This is a genomic window from Pseudomonas libanensis, assembly GCF_001439685.1.
Lineage (GTDB): Bacteria > Pseudomonadota > Gammaproteobacteria > Pseudomonadales > Pseudomonadaceae > Aquipseudomonas > Aquipseudomonas libanensis.
Genome location: NZ_JYLH01000003.1, coordinates 126131 through 141586, shown reverse-complemented (window position 1 = coordinate 141586; position 15456 = coordinate 126131). Strand labels below are relative to the sequence as shown.

Here is a 15456-nt window from a genome sequence, read left to right as displayed (position 1 = left end):
CCACATTTAGTTTTATGCAAGGGCGGTTATTGCTTTTCCAGCAGCCACTGGCGCGGGCCTGGAGTAAACGAAGGCACTTCATCCGCCTGCGCGGTGTTGATCGCCTGGAAGATTTCCAGCTGCTCACCCTTGCGTACGAAGATCCATGGGTTGCCCTGGCCGTTCAGTTGCAGCCAGATGCTGTCGTAGCCGCCGCTCATGGAGGCGCAATCACCCGCCAGGCACAGTGAGTAACGGTCAACGCCAGGCAAGCCGGCGACCTTGCCGTCAGCCTGGAACTGCACCGTGGCGCCGTTGCCGGTGCCGTCGGTTATCTTCCAGTCGCCGCCCATGTAGGCCGCATACAGTGCCCGTTCGAAGTTGGCACCCAGTGGTGCGCCTTCGGGGGCCGGGTCTTTGGCGCGGGCGAACAGCTGCTCTGGCTCATTGTCGTTGGCCACTTGCAGCAATTGTTTGCCTTTGCGCTTGAGTTCGGTGGCAGAGCTGCCATAGAAGTCCACGCTCCACGCACCGGGTTTTTCAGCCGACAACTTGCCTTCCGCCACTTCAAAACCGTTGTAGTAGCGCGCCTGCAAAGCCTTGGTGTTGACCTCCCACTCAAGGTTGGGGCCATAGGACTGCAGGGCTTCACGCAAAGGGCTGCCCTTGGCTGCCGCATCGATGGCGGCCTGGTTGATCCAGGTACCGCTCACATCCAGGTCGGCGGGGTTGCTGGCACAGCCGCCCAGCACCAGGGCGAGCAACGAAGAGGCTACAAGCGCTTTGCGCATCACGAAATCCTTCTGAAACGAAGTCGGCGCAGCCTGCTGGGCTGCGCCGGGTGTTTTACTCGATGACCAGAATGGCGTCCATCTCAACCTGTGCGCCCTTTGGCAGGGCGGCAACGCCAATGGCGGCGCGGGCTGGGTAGGGTTGTTCGAAGTACTTGCCCATGATCTCGTTGACCTTGGCGAAGTGACTCAGGTCGGTGAGGAAGATGTTCAGCTTGACGATGTCCTTGAACGAGCCGCCGGCGGCTTCGGCCACGGACTTGAGGTTTTCGAAGACCTGTACGGTCTGGGCTTCAAAGCCTTCAACCAGTTCCATGGTCTTTGGGTCCAGTGGGATCTGGCCGGACATGTAGACGGTGTTGCCCGCCTTGATCGCCTGGGAATAAGTGCCGATGGCGGCTGGAGCTTTATCGCTGGTGATAACTGTCTTGGTCATGAATGACTCCTTGTAATGGATCGGTTATGCACGCATGCGGGTGATGCGGATCACACCGGTCAAGGCGCGCAACTTTTTGATTACGCGGGCCAGGTGCACGCGGTCGTGCACGCTGACCACCAGTTGGACCACGCTGATGCGACCATCGCGTTCGTCCATGCTGATTTTCTCGATATTGCCGTCGGCGGCGTTGACGCTGCTGGCCAACAGGGCGATCAGGCCGCGCTGGTGTTCCAGCTCCACCCGCAGCTCGACGTTGAATTCGCCGGTGACATCCTTGGCCCACGAGAGCTGGATGCATTTTTCCGGGTTGTGGCGGATTTCGGTGATGTTGCGGCAGTTGTCCAGGTGCACCACCATGCCTTTGCCAGCGGACAAGTGCCCGACAATCGGGTCGCCAGGGATCGGCGTGCAGCATTTGGCGTAGCTGAGCACCAGGCCCTCGGTACCACGAATCGCCAGCGGGCCTTCCGGGCTCGGCAGCTGTTCGCCCTCGCCCAGCAGACGGCGGGCGACCACGTAGGCCATGCGGTTGCCCAGGCCGATATCTTCCAGCAGGTCTTCGATGGTCTCCTGGCGGTATTCGTGGAGCATCGCTTGCACGCGTTCCTGCGGGATCTTGTCTAGGGCGCTGTCGAAACCGTTGAGTACCTTGTTCAGCAGGCGTTCGCCCAGGCTGATTGACTCGGAACGGCGCTGCAGTTTCAGGGCATGGCGAATATGCGTACGTGCCTTGCCGGTGACCACGAAGTTGAGCCACGCCGGGTTTGGGCGTGCACCCGGAGCACTGACGATCTCGACGGTGGAGCCGCTTTGCAGCGGTTCCGACAGCGGTGCGAGACGACGATTGATGCGGCAGGCTATGCAGCTGTTGCCGACGTCGGTGTGCACCGCGTAGGCAAAGTCGACCGCCGTTGAGCCTTTTGGCAGCTCCATGATCCGGCCCTTGGGCGTGAACACGTAGACCTCGTCCGGGAACAGGTCGATCTTCACGCTTTCGATGAATTCCAGGGAGTTGCCGGCACGTTGCTGCATTTCCAGCACGCCCTTGACCCATTGGCGGGCGCGGGCATGGGTGCCTTTGGGCTGCTCGTCGCCGCTGGATTTGTACAGCCAGTGGGCGGCGATGCCGTTGTTGGCCATCTCTTCCATTTCGCGGGTGCGGATCTGGATCTCGATGGGCACGCCATGCATACCGAACAGCGTGGTGTGCAGCGACTGGTAGCCGTTGGCCTTGGGGATTGCGATGTAGTCCTTGAAGCGGCCCGGCAGGGGTTTGTACAAATTATGCACAGCACCCAGCACGCGGTAGCAGGTATCGACCTTGTCGACGATGATCCGGAACGCGTACACGTCCATGATCTCGTTGAAGGCCCGGCGTTTGCCGCGCATCTTCTTGTAGATGCCGTAGATGTGCTTCTGCCGGCCGCTGACTTCGCCCTCGATCTCGTCGATTGCCAGGCAATGGCTCAGGGACTCTTCGATCTTGTTGACGATTTCCTTGCGGTTGCCCCGGGCGCGCTTGACCGCCTGGTAGATGCGCGCCGAACGCATCGGGTGCATGGCTTTGAAGCCGAGGTCTTCGAATTCGATGCGAATGGCGTGCATGCCCAGCCGGTTGGCGATGGGCGCGTAGATTTCCAGGGTTTCCTTGGCGATGCGCCGGCGTTTCTCGCCGGACAGCACTTCAAGCGTGCGCATGTTGTGCAGCCGGTCGGCCAGCTTGACCAGGATCACCCGGATATCCCGGGCCATGGCCATGGCCATTTTCTGGAAGTTTTCCGCCTGGGCTTCGGCCTTGGTCTCGAAATTCATCTGGGTCAGTTTGCTGACACCGTCGACCAGTTCGGCCACGGTTTCGCCAAACTGCGCACTGAGCGCTTCCTTGGCAATGCCGGTGTCTTCGATCACGTCATGCAGCATCGCAGCCATCAGGCTCTGATGGTCCATGTGCATGTCGGCAAGAATATTTGCCACCGCAAGAGGATGGGTGACATACGCCTCGCCACTGCGGCGGCGTTGGCCATCGTGGGCTTGTTCGGCGTAGAAATACGCTCGGCGGACCAGGTTGACCTGGTCTGGGCCGAGGTAGGTCGATAAGCGATCGGCGAGGGCGTCTATGCTCGGCAAAGTATGAACTCCTGCCGATGGCTGTGACCCCGTGCCGTGCTACGTCGACCAGGCATAGGCTTAGACGTCCTCGTTGGACTCGCCTTCGAACGCTGCAAACAGCGGCTCGTCTTCAACGATTTCGGCGTTGGCGATGAACTCGTAGCTCATCAGGCCTTCAGCAATTTCACGCAGGGCTACAACGGTAGGCTTGTCGTTTTCCCACTGGACCAGGGGCTCTTTGCCGCCAGTGGCCAGTTGACGGGCACGCTTGGTAGAGAGCATGACCAGCTCAAAGCGGTTATCCACGTGTTCTAGGCAGTCTTCAACGGTTACGCGGGCCATGGTATTCCTCGGAGCGAATGCAAGATGCGCGCTGCCCGGTTGGGCGAGCGGACTGAGCAGTTTAAAAAATCACCAGCGTTTAGGGAAGCGCTGATTTTTCGCAGACCCTCGCAAAACCGCTGCAAGTGCCAATGTAAGGCCCTTGCAGCGCTTTTGGGAAGAGCCAATCAGCCGAGCAGTTCGGCAAGTAATTTGCCGAAACGCTGCTGTTGACGCTTTTGCTGGAGCTGATTGGCGCGGAAAATCGCCTTCAAATCGTCCAGGGCATGGACGAAATCGTCATTGATGATCAGGTAGTCATAGTCGACGTAGTGGCTCATTTCGCTGACGGCCTCGCGCATGCGGCCTTCGATGATCTCGTCGCTGTCCTGGCCGCGGTTGGTCAGGCGCTGGTGCAAGGCTTCGAGCGACGGCGGCAGGATGAAGATCGAGCGAGCCTTGGGCATCAGCTGGCGTACTTGCTCGGCGCCCTGCCAATCGATTTCCAGGATCAGATCGTGGCCTTCGTCCAGAGTTTGCTGCAAGTGACTTTGGGAGGTGCCGTAGAGGTTGCCGAAGACTTCGGCACGTTCGAGGAAATCGCCATGTTCGATCATCTTGACGAACTCGGTGCGCTCGACGAAGTGATAGTGCACGCCATTGACCTCGCCCGGGCGCATGGCGCGGGTGGTGTGGGACACCGAAATGCGGATCTGCTCGTCAGCGTCGGTCAAAGCTTTGACCAGGCTGCTCTTGCCCGCGCCCGAAGGGGCGGAAATGATGTAAAGGGTGCCGGTGCTGTGGGTCATGGAGGTTGCCTTACTCAATATTCTGTACTTGTTCGCGCATCTGCTCGATCAACACTTTGAGGTTGACCGCGGCCGTAGTACTGCGCGGATCGAACGCCTTGGAGCCCAGTGTATTGGCTTCGCGGTTGAGTTCCTGCATCAGGAAGTCCAGGCGCCGACCGGCGGCACCGCCAGATTTGAGGACGCGGCGCACTTCAAGGATGTGGGTGCTCAGGCGATCGAGCTCTTCGGCCACATCGCTCTTCTGTGCGAGCAGGACCATTTCCTGTTCCAGCCGCGTCGGGTCGAGGTCGGCCTTCATGTCGGTGAAACGGTCGAGAACCTTCTGGCGCTGGGTGGCGAGCATCTGCGGCACCAGTTCACGCAGGGTGATCACGTCTACTTCGATCGCGGTCAGGCGCTCGTTGATCAGGCGCGCCAGTTCGGCGCCTTCGCGCTCGCGACCGGCCTTGAGTTCCTTCAGGCCCTGGTTGAACAGGGCGAGGGCTTCGGCATTCAAGGCTTGCGGGTCAGTTGCGTCGGCCACCAGCACGCCGGGCCAGGCCAGCACTTCCAGAGGGTTCAGCGCGGCCGGTTGCTTGATCAGGCCGGCGATGGTTTCGGCGGCGGCCACCAGTTGCGCGGCGCGGTCGCGGTCGACCTGCAGTGGCTTGCCGGTAGTTTCTTCGGTAAAGCGCAGGGTGCATTCCAGCTTGCCACGGGAGATGCCCTGGCGCAGCGCTTCACGGACGGCGCCTTCGAGGTCGCGGAACGACTCCGGCAGGCGCAGGTGCGGCTCCAGGTAACGGCTGTTGACCGAGCGCAATTCCCAACTGAGGGTGCCTTGGGCCCCGGCTTTTTCGACACGGGCGAAGGCGGTCATGCTGTGCACCATGGAGGTACCTCTTGTTGGATAAATAGAGATTGGCCAGGCCGACCTGTAGGAGCGAGGCGCAGGATTGTAGCGCAGTGCGCAGGAGGCGCCCAAACATGCGCATTCGTAACCGAATTTTTAGAAGTGCCCCGAACCGGCTGGCGGCTCTATAATGCTCGGCAGTTTTTCGTCCTTCGTACAGGTATCCCCTATGAAACGTCCAAGTGGTCGCGCTGCCGATCAGCTCCGCTCGATCCGCATCACCCGCAACTACACCAAACACGCCGAGGGATCCGTACTGGTCGAGTTTGGCGATACCAAGGTGATCTGCACCGTCAGCGTCGAAAACGGCGTGCCGCGGTTCCTCAAGGGCCAGGGCCAGGGTTGGTTGACCGCTGAATACGGCATGCTGCCGCGCGCCACTGGCGAGCGTAACCAGCGTGAAGCCAGCCGTGGCAAGCAAGGCGGGCGCACCCTCGAAATCCAGCGCCTGATCGGTCGTTCCCTGCGCGCCGCCCTGGACATGTCCAAGCTGGGCGACGTGACCCTGTACGTCGACTGCGACGTGATCCAGGCGGATGGCGGTACCCGTACTGCCTCCATCACCGGTGCCATGGTGGCCCTGGTCGACGCGTTGAAAGTGATCAAGAAACGCGGCGGCCTCAAGGCCGGTGACCCGCTCAAGCAGATGATCGCCGCGGTATCGGTCGGCATGTACCAGGGTGAGCCTGTGCTGGACCTGGACTACCTGGAGGATTCGGCCGCCGAGACTGACCTGAACGTGGTCATGACCAGCACCGGTGGTTTCATCGAAGTGCAGGGCACCGCTGAAGGCGCGCCATTCCAGCCGGCTGAGCTGAACGCGATGCTGGCCTTGGCCCAGAAAGGCATGACCGAAATTTTCCAACTGCAGAACGCCGCGCTGGCCGACTGAGCCGGCGCCAAGGAGAAACGCCATGAGTGACAGCCAGTTGCCGGTTCCGGCACCGTCCAAGGAAGTACGCCAGTTGGCAATGTTGTGTCACTTCGCGGCGTTTGCGGGGTTGGTATTTCCCTTCGGCAGCTTGTTGGGGCCGCTGATCCTGTGGCAGTTCAAGAAGGACGTGGACCCGCTTATCGATGATCAGGGCAAGGAAGCGCTGAATTTCCAGATTACCGTGGCGATCGCCTGGCTGGTGTGCCTGGTGCTGGGCTTCGTGGTCATCGGCTTTTTGCTGATGACCGTGTTGGTGATCGGGGCGCTGATACTGACGATCATCGCCGGGATCCAGGCCAACAAAGGCGTTGCTTACCGCTATCCGTGGACCTGGCGCCTGGTCAAGTAACCGACCGGCCACAAAAAAACCGACATCGCTGTCGGTTTTTTTGTGCCTGGAGTACGACCTCAGATGGTCAATGTCCAGTCGTAGTCCACGATCAATGGCGCGTGTTGCGAGAAGCGTGGCTGACGCGGCAGGCGTGCACTGCGCACGAACCGGCGCAGTCCTGGGGTCAGCAACTGGTAGTCGAAGCGCCAACCCAGGTTGAGCATCTCGGCCTGTTCGTTGTCCGGCCACCAGCTGTACTGGTCGCCTTCACGGCTGACTTCACGCAGGGCGTCGACATAGCCCATGTTGCCGACAATCTCGTCCATCCAGGCCCGTTCCGGCGCCAGGAAGCCCGGGGACTGCTGGCTGTCGCGCCAGTTCTTGATATCCAGCTTCTGTTGCGCCACGTACAGCGAGCCACAATAAATGTACTCGCGACGTTTGCGTCGCTGTTTATCCAGATAACGGGCGAAGTCGTCCATTAGCTTGAACTTCTGGTTCAAGTCTTCATCGCCGTTCTGCCCCGAGGGAAGCAGCAAGGTCGCGATGCTGACCTTGTCGAAATCGGCTTGCAGGTAACGCCCGTAGCGGTCGGCTGTCTCGAAGCCGAGGCCGCTGATGACCGCCTTGGGTTGCAACCGCGAGTACAAAGCCACGCCACCTTGGGTGGGCACTTCGGCATCGCAGGCATAAAGGAAGTAGCCATCCAGTTGGAAGGCTGGGTCGTCCAGTTCAAAGGCGGAGGCGCGGGTGTCCTGCAGGCAGATGACGTCGGCATTCTGTGCTTGCAGCCAACTGAGCAAACCACGCTCGACTGCAGCCTGAATACCATTAACGTTCACACTGATGATCCGCATAAATGGCCCCAAAAATCGCGTGCGTGTATGATACACGCCGTCCACCTAATTAGCTAAATCCGTGGTATCTGAGGCTTTTTTCATGCAGGCGTATCAACGCGATTTCATTCGTTTTGCCATCGATCGCGGCGTTCTACGCTTCGGTGAGTTCACTCTCAAGTCCGGGCGCACCAGCCCGTACTTCTTCAATGCGGGCCTGTTCAACTCGGGTTCGGCCCTGGCTCAGCTGGGTCGTTTCTACGCGGCAGCCATCGTTGAAAGCGGTATTTCCTTCGACGTGCTCTTCGGCCCGGCCTACAAGGGGATTCCCCTGGCTGCGGCTACAGCGGTGGCCCTTGCGGAACATCATGGGCAGGATCTGCCATGGTGTTTCAACCGCAAGGAAGCCAAGGCCCATGGTGAAGGCGGCAGCCTGGTCGGCGCTCCGCTGACTGGCGATGTGCTGATCATCGATGACGTGATCACCGCCGGCACCGCGATTCGTGAAGTGATGCAGATCATCGCGTCCCAGGACGGCGCCAAGGCCGCCGGTGTGCTGATCGCCTTGAACCGCCAGGAGCGCGGCAACGGTGAGTTGTCGGCGATCCAGGAAGTGGAGCGGGATTTCGGCATTCCGGTGGTGAGTATCGTGTCTTTGAACCAGGTGTTGCAGTTCCTGGAAGATGACCCGCAGCTCAAGCAGCATTTGCCGGCGGTACGGGCGTATCGCGAGCAGTTTGGCGTCTGATACTGACCCCAGTGGGAGCGGGCTTGCCCGCGATAGCGATGTGTCAGGCGGTGCATTTTTTTGAATGCACTGCCGTCATCGCAGGCAAGCCAGCTCCCACATTTGAACTGCGTACAAACAAAAGGCCCCGTTCGATTTGATCGAGCGGGGCCTTTTTAATTGCAGCGATTAAGAACGCTTGCGGTTGCTGATCAGCGTACCCATGCCGGTATCCGTGAAGATCTCCAACAGCACCGCATTCGGTACACGGCCATCCAGGATCAGCGCGCTACCCACGCCGCCCTGTACCGCGCCCAGTGCGCAACCGATCTTCGGCAGCATGCCGCCGTAAATGGTGCCGTCGGCGATCAGTTCGTCCACTTGCTGGGTGGACAGGCCGGTCAATACCTTGCCTTCCTTGTCCATCAGGCCGGCAATATTGGTCAGCAGCATCAGCTTTTCAGCCTTCAGTGCTTCAGCCACCTTGCCCGCTACGAGGTCAGCATTGATGTTGTAGGACTCGCCGTTGGCGCCCACACCGATAGGTGCGATCACCGGGATGAAGTCGCTCTTGACCAGCAGATTCAGCAGATCAGTGTTGATGCCGATCACTTCGCCCACCTGGCCGATATCGATGATTTCCGGCTGGGTCATCTCGGGAGTCTTGCGGGTAACCGTGAGTTTTTTCGCACGGATCAGCTCCGCATCCTTGCCGGTCAGGCCGATGGCACTGCCGCCGTGGCGGTTGATCAGGTTGACAATGTCTTTGTTGACCTGGCCGCCGAGGACCATCTCCACCACGTCCATGGTCTGCGCGTCAGTGACGCGCATGCCATCGATGAAGTGACTCTCGATTGACAGGCGCTTGAGCAGGTCGCCGATCTGCGGGCCGCCACCGTGCACCACCACGGGGTTGATCCCTACGGCTTTCATCAGCACGATGTCGCGGGCAAAGCCGGTTTTCAGCTCGTCGCTTTCCATGGCATTGCCGCCGTACTTGATCACCAGCGTCTTGCCGACGTAGCGTCGAATGTAAGGCAACGCTTCGGACAGGACCTTGGCGGTGTTGGCAGCGGCTTCGCGTTCGAGGGTCATTCAGGGCTCCGGGCAAAAAATCAGAACGGTAATTGGAGATCAGGGGCAACACGTTTCAACTGGGCGTGGAACACGTCCTTGATGCGCTGCAGCTCAGCCTCGGTATCCGCCTCGAAACGCAGGACCAGCACCGGCGTAGTGTTGGACGCGCGTACCAGGCCCCAGCCTTTGGCGTAATCGACTCGCACACCATCAATGGTGGTCAGATTGGCGCCTTCACCCCATTGCGCATCATGCAGTGCGTCAATGATGCTGAATTTGCTCTCTTCGGTCACATGGATATTGATCTCTGGCGTAGAAATATCATTCGGGAAGGTCTGAAACAGCTCTTCTGCCGTAGATTTTTCCTTGCTGAGGATTTCCAGCAGACGAGCGGCGCTGTAAATACCGTCGTCAAACCCGAACCAGCGCTCCTTGAAGAATACGTGGCCGCTCATCTCACCGGCCAACAGCGCGCCGGTTTCCTTCATTTTCTTTTTGATCAACGAATGACCGGTCTTCCACATTAGCGGGCGACCGCCGTATTCCTTTATCAATGGTGTCAGGCGGCGGGTGCATTTCACGTCGAAGATGATCTCGGCGTTGGCATTGCGCGCCACCACGTCGCGGGCGAACAGCATCAGCAGGCGGTCCGGGAACACAATCTCGCCGGTTTCGGTCACCACGCCCACGCGGTCGCCGTCGCCATCGAAGGCCAGGCCCACGTCGGCGCCCACTTCCTTGACCTTGGCGATCAGGTCCACCAGGTTTTCTGGCTTGCCTGGGTCCGGGTGATGGTTGGGGAAGTTGCCATCGACGTCGCAGAACAGCGGGATCACCTCGCAGTTCAGGGCTTCGAGCAACTGCGGGGCGATCACGCCGGCCGCGCCGTTGCCGCAGTCCACCACGACTTTCATGCGGCGGGCGAGCTTGACGTCACGGGTGATTTCATCGGAGTAGCGCTGGAGGATGTCGACCTTGGTAATGCTGCCGGTGCCACTGGTCAAGTCGTTGGTTTTCAGGCGGGTGTGCAGGGCCTGGATCTGTTCGTTGGCCAGGGTGTCGCCTGCGATGACGATCTTGAAACCGTTGTAGTCCGACGGGTTATGGCTGCCGGTGAGCATCACCCCGGATTTGCCGGCCAGGACATTGGCGGCGTAATACAGCGCGGGTGTCGGCACCAGGCCGACGTCGCTGACGTGGCAGCCGCTGTCGGCCAGCCCCTGGATCAATTGCTCGACCAGCTCCGGGCCGGACAAGCGGCCGTCACGCCCCACTGACACGTTGGGTTCGTCCTGGGCCAGGCTCTGGGAGCCGATGGCGCGGCCAATCCAGTAGGCGGTTTCGGCAGTCAGGGTCTTGGGTACCACGCCCCGAATGTCATAGGCGCGAAAAATGCTGTCGGGGAAGGTTGGGGCTACGCGGGCTGCAGTACTCATCGCGGGGGAAACTCCATCTGAAAGGGGCGGGGCTGGCCTGAATGGGGCTGGCCGGCAGGCTCAAACTGAAGGGTATGACGGCGTTTTCGGCAGAGAGTTCGTGGTGTAAAAGTGCCATCGGGGCCTTTGGCTTGCCCGTACGGTCATGTAATGCATTGATTTCCCCGGATAAATCTAGTTTGTGAGCTCCGCGCATTCTTCATCCTGAACGCCAGGCGGTGGCATCGGGCCGGACCCGGGTGTCCGGCCTGATTCAGCTTAGTCAGTGACTGCCGGAATGCCCAAAACCGCCTGCGCCGCGCTGGGTTTCGTCGAACTCTTCTACCAGTTCGAAGTGCGCCTGTACCACGGGCACCAATACCAGCTGGGCGATGCGTTCGCCGACTGCGATGTTGAACGCGGTCTGGCCGCGGTTCCAGCACGACACCATCAGCTCGCCCTGGTAGTCGGAGTCGATCAGGCCGACCAGGTTGCCCAGCACGATCCCGTGTTTATGGCCCAGGCCGGAGCGCGGCAGGATCAGCGCCGCCAGGCCAGGGTCGCCGACATAGATCGACAGGCCGGTGGGGATCAGGATGGTCTGGCCCGGTTCAAGGACGGTGTCTTGCTTGAGCATGGCGCGCAGGTCCAGGCCGGCGGAGCCTGGAGTGGCGTAGGCCGGCAGGGGGAATTCGTTGCCGATGCGGGGATCGAGGATCTTGGCTTGCAAAGCGTGCATGGAAATTAAACCTGGTTCAGCCGTTGGGCGATAAAAGAGATCAGTTGGCGGGCAATCTTGCCCTTGCTGGTCTGGGCGAAAAGGGTGGCGTGCAGCTCGCGGTCGATCACGCTGCACGCATTTTCCTCGCTGTTGAAGCCGATGCTCGGGTTGGCGACATCGTTGGCAACGATCAGGTCGAGGTTTTTGTCTTTCAGTTTGCGTGCGGCGTAGTCCAGCAGGTGCTCGGTTTCGGCAGCAAAACCTACACTGAACGGGCGATCCGGACGAGTGGCGATGGTGGCCAGGATGTCCGGGTTGCGCACCATTTGCAGGAGCAGGCCGTCGCCGCTTGTGGGGTCTTTCTTGAGCTTTTGCGGGGCGACGACTTCCGGGCGGTAATCCGCAACCGCTGCCGAGGCGATGAACAGGTCGCAGGGAATGGCCGCTTCACAGGCTGCCAGCATGTCCCGGGCGCTGACTACGTCGATTCGCGTGACGCGGTCAGGGGTGGGCAGATGCACCGGGCCGGTGATCAGGGTGACCCGTGCGCCTGCCTCGACCGCTGCTTCTGCCAACGCGAAGCCCATTTTCCCTGAGCTATGGTTGGTGATGTAGCGCACCGGGTCGATGTTTTCCTGGGTCGGGCCGGCGGTGATCAGCACGTGCTTGCCGGTCAGGGCCAGGTGCTGGAAGCACTCGGCGGCGCATTGTGCCAGGTCGGTGGCTTCGAGCATGCGGCCCATGCCGACATCGCCGCAGGCTTGGCTGCCGGAAGCGGGGCCGAACACCTGGAGGCCGCGGCTTTGCAGGAGCTGGGTATTGGCCTGGGTAGCCGGGTCGCGCCACATGGCCTGGTTCATGGCCGGGGCGATGGCGACGGTGGCGTCGGTGGCCAATACCAGTGTGGTCAGCAGATCATCGGCAATGCCCTGGGCCAGGCGGGCGATCAGGTCGGCGGTGGCCGGGGCGATCAGTACCAGATCGGCCCATTTGGCCAGCTCGATATGGCCCATGGCGGCTTCGGCCGCCGGGTCGAGCAGGTCCAGGTGAACCGGGTGGCCGGACAGGGCCTGCATGGTCAGTGGGGTGATGAACTCACTGCCGCCACGGGTCATGACCACGCGCACTTCGGCGCCCTGGTCCAGGAGCCTGCGAACCAGCTCTGCGCTCTTGTAGGCGGCAATGCCGCCGCCGACGCCGAGAACGATGCGTTTCCGATACAGACGCTGCATTGGTTTGCCTTTCCAGTTCAGTGATGCCAGTTCAGTGACGCCTGCGATGACCCCTCCCCAGGTGAAATCGCACGCAAAAAAGAGCGCCTACGATAACACAGCGCCCGCTGGGCAACAGCGGAGCAGGTACACACGGAGGTAGGATGAGTATTCGTGATTGGCCCGTGGCGGAGCGCCCGCGGGAGAAACTGTTGGAAGGCGGCGCGGCGAGCCTGTCCGATGCCGAGTTGTTGGCGATCTTCCTGCGTACAGGGGTTTGCGGTAGAAGTGCGGTCGATCTGGCGCGCCATCTGTTGGCGCAATTCGGTGGCTTGCGTCCACTGCTGGAGGCCAGCCAGACGCTGTTCAGCCAGCACCTGGGGCTGGGGCCGGCGAAGTTTGCCCAGCTGCAGGCGGTGCTGGAAATGTCCCGGCGCCACATGGCCGAGCGCTTGCGCGCTGATTCGGTGCTGGAGAGCCCGCTGGCCGTGCGCGAGTACCTCAAGGCACTACTACGCCATGAACCCCATGAGATTTTTGGCTGCCTGTTTCTTGATTCAAAACATCGGGTGTTGGGTTTTGAGGCAATGTTTCAGGGCACCATCGACACCGCGATTGTTTATCCGCGGCAAGTGGTCAAGCGCGCGCTGGCGTACAACGCGGCGGCGCTGATCCTGTGTCACAACCATCCGTCCGGGAGTGTAGAACCCAGTGCCGCTGATCGAAAATTGACCAAGTTGCTGCAAAAGGCGCTGGAGGCGGTAGATGTGCGCGTGCTGGACCACATCATCGTCGGAGATGGTGACCCGCTGTCGATGGCTGAATACGGGTGGATATAACGACACCTGTATGTGTAGGAGCGAGCTTGCTCGCGAAAACCTGATGATCTCGCGGGGCATCAGGGTTTTCGCATTATCGTTAACGATCTTCGCGAGCAAGGTGTTGCGCCTTACGGTTTGACACTGACTTTCGAATAATCCTGACGCCCGAACGGGCTCACCTGATAGCCCTCGACATTCTTGCGGGCCAGGGCAAACGCCGTCGGATGTGCCAGCGGCAGCCACAGTGCCTGCTGCTGGATCTGCGCCTGGGCCTGTTGATACAGCTTGCTGCGCACACCTTGCTCGCTGGTGGTCTTGCCGGCGCGGATCAACTTATCCAGCGCGGGGTCGCAATAGCGGGCGAAGTTGGTGCCGGACTTCACTGCTGCGCAGGAGAACTGCGGGGTCAGGAAGTTATCCGGGTCGCCGTTGTCGCCAGCCCAGCCCATGAACAGCAGGTCATGCTCGCCGGCCTTGGCGCGGCGAATCAACTCGCCCCATTCGATCACACGGATTTCGGTCTGGATGCCGACCTTGGCCAGGTCGGCCTGCAACAGCTGTGCGCCAAGATTCGGGTTGGGGTTCAGCAGGCTACCGGTTGGGCGAGTCCATATCGTGGTCTTGAAGCCGTCCTTGAGCCCGGCACGGTCGAGCAGCGCCTTGGCTTTGGCGAGATCTTGTGGATAGCCCGGTAAATCCTGGGCATAGCTCCAGGTGTTCGGTGGGTAGACGCCATTGGCTGCTTCGGCGGTGCCTTCGAATACGGCCTTGAGGTAGCTGTTCTTGTCAAAGGCCAGGTTGATCGCCTGGCGCACCTCGGGCTTGTCCAGCGGTGGGTGCTGGCTGTTGATGGCGATGAATGCGGTCATGAATGCGGCGGTTTTTTCCACTTTCAAGGCTGGGTCTTTTTCGGCCTCGCCCACATCCAATGGCTTGGGCGAAAGTGCGATCTGGCATTCATCGCGGTGCAGCTTCTGCAGGCGTACGTTGGCATCCGGAGTAATGGCGAAGATCAAGTTATCCACCGCCGGCTTGCCGGCGAAGTAGTCCGGGTTGGCCTTGTAGCGCACCACGGCATCTTTCTGGAAACGCACGAAAACGAACGGGCCGGTGCCGATTGGCTGGCTGTTGAGCTTTTCGGGCGTGCCGGCCTTGAGCAGTTTGTCGGCATATTCAGCCGGGTAGATCGAGGCAAAGCCCATGCTCAGCGACGGGAGAAAGGTGGAGTCGGCGTGGTCGAGGGTGAAACGCACGGTCAACGGGTCAAGGGCGTCAATCTTCTTGACCAGTGCTGGCAATTGCAGGGATTGGGCGTGGGGGAAGCCGCTTTGGGCGATTTTGTGCCACGGGTTGGCCGGATCAAGCATGCGCTCGAAGCTGAAGCGTACGTCTTCGGCGGTCAACGTACGGCTGGGGTTGAAATAGTTGGTGCGGTGGAATTTCACGCCCGGGTGCAGCTTGAAGGTGTATGTCAGGCCATCGGATGAGACTTCCCAACTGTCCGCCAGGCTCGGTACCAGTTTTCCGCTGGCTGCGTCGAAGTCCACCAGGCGGTTCATCAGCACGTCCGCTGAGGCATTGGTGGTCGTCAGCGAGTTGTACTGCACCACATCGAACCCCTCGGGGCTGGCCTCGGTGCAGACGCTCAAATTGGTGGCCGCGATAGCCGTCGGCGCGATAAAGAGAGGGGCAAGCAATAGCGGTAGGGCAGCGAGGCGCATATTTGGTTTCCTGTGCAGATCGAAGGCCCATCTGCGAGTGCAGTCTGGAAAAAGCCTACCGTAGAGGTCTGATTGATAAATGACTAGCCCATTTTTGCCTGTGCTTTTGGCCCAAATGCTGTTTTGATGGCGCCTCAGCGCGTTTCGCCGTGTACTTCCCCGTGCCTGTGGGCGCTGTAAACCATTCTGTGCGACGAGCGGTCGGCTGTCACAGCGGCCCCTCCTGGCAGTGGTTCAGGCGTCTGCCGCTAAGATTTACGGTGGTAAAAACACACGAGCTGTTGTTGCACTGGGGTCTTTCTGGTATAAAGCAGCGCTC

General features: G+C 60.5%; 15 protein-coding genes and 1 pseudogene. 4 read left to right on the top strand and 12 right to left on the bottom strand.

Translation table 11 applies throughout. The annotated features are described in order from the left end of the window. Positions 1-26 precede the first annotated feature (26 nt). The 6 genes from TU73_RS06020 to TU73_RS05995 all read right to left on the bottom strand — a co-directional run bounded on the left by TU73_RS06020 (position 27) and on the right by TU73_RS05995 (position 5322). The gene (locus TU73_RS06020) at positions 27-770 is read right to left on the bottom strand and encodes a hypothetical protein (RefSeq protein ID WP_057011435.1); all 744 of its coding nucleotides are present in this window, start codon (positions 768-770) and stop codon (positions 27-29) included. Between the two features lie 55 nt (positions 771-825). Then, on the bottom strand, positions 826-1206 hold the full coding sequence (locus TU73_RS06015) for a RidA family protein (RefSeq protein ID WP_003176922.1): 381 nt from the start codon (positions 1204-1206) through the stop codon (positions 826-828). 24 nt (positions 1207-1230) lie between these two features. Then, positions 1231-3336, bottom strand: a complete 2106-nt coding sequence (gene spoT, locus TU73_RS06010; protein WP_015886535.1) for a bifunctional GTP diphosphokinase/guanosine-3',5'-bis pyrophosphate 3'-pyrophosphohydrolase — start codon at positions 3334-3336, stop codon at positions 1231-1233. Between the two features lie 60 nt (positions 3337-3396). Next, on the bottom strand, positions 3397-3660 hold the full coding sequence (gene rpoZ / locus TU73_RS06005; RefSeq protein ID WP_003195508.1) for a DNA-directed RNA polymerase subunit omega: 264 nt from the start codon (positions 3658-3660) through the stop codon (positions 3397-3399). A gap of 167 nt (positions 3661-3827) precedes the next feature. Then, positions 3828-4448: a guanylate kinase gene (gmk, locus tag TU73_RS06000; RefSeq protein ID WP_057011434.1), complete on the bottom strand. Its 621-nt coding sequence runs from the start codon at positions 4446-4448 to the stop codon at positions 3828-3830. Positions 4449-4458: 10 nt separating this feature from the next. After that, a complete protein-coding gene (locus TU73_RS05995) occupies positions 4459-5322 on the bottom strand; it encodes a YicC/YloC family endoribonuclease (RefSeq protein WP_057011433.1) in 864 nt (287 codons plus the stop codon). A gap of 190 nt (positions 5323-5512) precedes the next feature. Between TU73_RS05995 and rph the strand changes: the two genes are divergently transcribed. Beyond that, on the top strand, positions 5513-6235 hold the full coding sequence (gene rph, locus TU73_RS05990) for a ribonuclease PH (RefSeq protein WP_043048066.1): 723 nt from the start codon (positions 5513-5515) through the stop codon (positions 6233-6235). Positions 6236-6257: 22 nt separating this feature from the next. Continuing rightward, positions 6258-6626: a DUF4870 domain-containing protein gene (locus TU73_RS05985; RefSeq protein WP_043048064.1), complete on the top strand. Its 369-nt coding sequence runs from the start codon at positions 6258-6260 to the stop codon at positions 6624-6626. A 59-nt stretch (positions 6627-6685) separates the two neighbouring features. Here TU73_RS05985 and TU73_RS05980 read toward each other — a convergent pair whose 3' ends face one another. Continuing rightward, positions 6686-7465: an exodeoxyribonuclease III gene (locus TU73_RS05980; RefSeq protein ID WP_003195493.1), complete on the bottom strand. Its 780-nt coding sequence runs from the start codon at positions 7463-7465 to the stop codon at positions 6686-6688. An 82-nt stretch (positions 7466-7547) separates the two neighbouring features. Between TU73_RS05980 and pyrE the strand changes: the two genes are divergently transcribed. Next, positions 7548-8192 (top strand): orotate phosphoribosyltransferase, encoded by a 645-nt coding sequence (gene pyrE / locus TU73_RS05975; RefSeq protein WP_003195489.1) that lies wholly within the window; start codon positions 7548-7550, stop codon positions 8190-8192. 168 nt (positions 8193-8360) lie between these two features. Here the strand turns inward: pyrE and argB are convergent, their stop codons facing one another. The 4 genes and pseudogenes from argB to coaBC all read right to left on the bottom strand — a co-directional run bounded on the left by argB (position 8361) and on the right by coaBC (position 12616). Beyond that, entirely contained in the window at positions 8361-9266 is a 906-nt protein-coding gene (gene argB / locus TU73_RS05970) for an acetylglutamate kinase (RefSeq protein WP_057011432.1), read from the bottom strand. Between the two features lie 20 nt (positions 9267-9286). Then, a pseudogene (locus tag TU73_RS05965) lies at positions 9287-10693 on the bottom strand (phosphomannomutase/phosphoglucomutase); the annotation flags it as partial. 253 nt (positions 10694-10946) lie between these two features. Further along, a complete protein-coding gene (dut, locus tag TU73_RS05960) occupies positions 10947-11402 on the bottom strand; it encodes a dUTP diphosphatase (RefSeq protein ID WP_003213270.1) in 456 nt (151 codons plus the stop codon). Between the two features lie 5 nt (positions 11403-11407). Then, on the bottom strand, positions 11408-12616 hold the full coding sequence (coaBC, locus tag TU73_RS05955) for a bifunctional phosphopantothenoylcysteine decarboxylase/phosphopantothenate--cysteine ligase CoaBC (protein ID WP_057011430.1): 1209 nt from the start codon (positions 12614-12616) through the stop codon (positions 11408-11410). Between the two features lie 143 nt (positions 12617-12759). Between coaBC and radC the strand changes: the two genes are divergently transcribed. Beyond that, positions 12760-13434, top strand: coding sequence for a RadC family protein (gene radC / locus TU73_RS05950; protein WP_057011429.1), 675 nt, complete (start codon positions 12760-12762; stop codon positions 13432-13434). Between the two features lie 110 nt (positions 13435-13544). Here radC and TU73_RS05945 read toward each other — a convergent pair whose 3' ends face one another. Then, on the bottom strand, positions 13545-15137 hold the full coding sequence (locus TU73_RS05945; RefSeq protein WP_057011428.1) for an ABC transporter substrate-binding protein: 1593 nt from the start codon (positions 15135-15137) through the stop codon (positions 13545-13547). Positions 15138-15456 lie beyond the last annotated feature (319 nt).

Excerpts from the sequence above, each read along its gene's own strand:
- TU73_RS05995 (WP_057011433.1), bottom strand. The coding sequence starts at position 5,322 with ATGGTGCACAGCATGACCGCCTTCGCCCGTGTCGAAAAAGCCGGGGCC.
- pyrE (WP_003195489.1), top strand. The coding sequence starts at position 7,548 with ATGCAGGCGTATCAACGCGATTTCATTCGTTTTGCCATCGATCGCGGC.
- argB (WP_057011432.1), bottom strand. The coding sequence starts at position 9,266 with ATGACCCTCGAACGCGAAGCCGCTGCCAACACCGCCAAGGTCCTGTCC.
- TU73_RS05945 (WP_057011428.1), bottom strand. The coding sequence starts at position 15,137 with ATGCGCCTCGCTGCCCTACCGCTATTGCTTGCCCCTCTCTTTATCGCG.
- TU73_RS06020 (WP_057011435.1), bottom strand. The coding sequence starts at position 770 with ATGCGCAAAGCGCTTGTAGCCTCTTCGTTGCTCGCCCTGGTGCTGGGC.
- coaBC (WP_057011430.1), bottom strand. The coding sequence starts at position 12,616 with ATGCAGCGTCTGTATCGGAAACGCATCGTTCTCGGCGTCGGCGGCGGC.
- dut (WP_003213270.1), bottom strand. The coding sequence starts at position 11,402 with ATGCACGCTTTGCAAGCCAAGATCCTCGATCCCCGCATCGGCAACGAA.
- TU73_RS05980 (WP_003195493.1), bottom strand. The coding sequence starts at position 7,465 with ATGCGGATCATCAGTGTGAACGTTAATGGTATTCAGGCTGCAGTCGAG.
- radC (WP_057011429.1), top strand. The coding sequence starts at position 12,760 with ATGAGTATTCGTGATTGGCCCGTGGCGGAGCGCCCGCGGGAGAAACTG.
- TU73_RS06015 (WP_003176922.1), bottom strand. The coding sequence starts at position 1,206 with ATGACCAAGACAGTTATCACCAGCGATAAAGCTCCAGCCGCCATCGGC.
- TU73_RS05985 (WP_043048064.1), top strand. The coding sequence starts at position 6,258 with ATGAGTGACAGCCAGTTGCCGGTTCCGGCACCGTCCAAGGAAGTACGC.
- rpoZ (WP_003195508.1), bottom strand. The coding sequence starts at position 3,660 with ATGGCCCGCGTAACCGTTGAAGACTGCCTAGAACACGTGGATAACCGC.
- gmk (WP_057011434.1), bottom strand. The coding sequence starts at position 4,448 with ATGACCCACAGCACCGGCACCCTTTACATCATTTCCGCCCCTTCGGGC.
- rph (WP_043048066.1), top strand. The coding sequence starts at position 5,513 with ATGAAACGTCCAAGTGGTCGCGCTGCCGATCAGCTCCGCTCGATCCGC.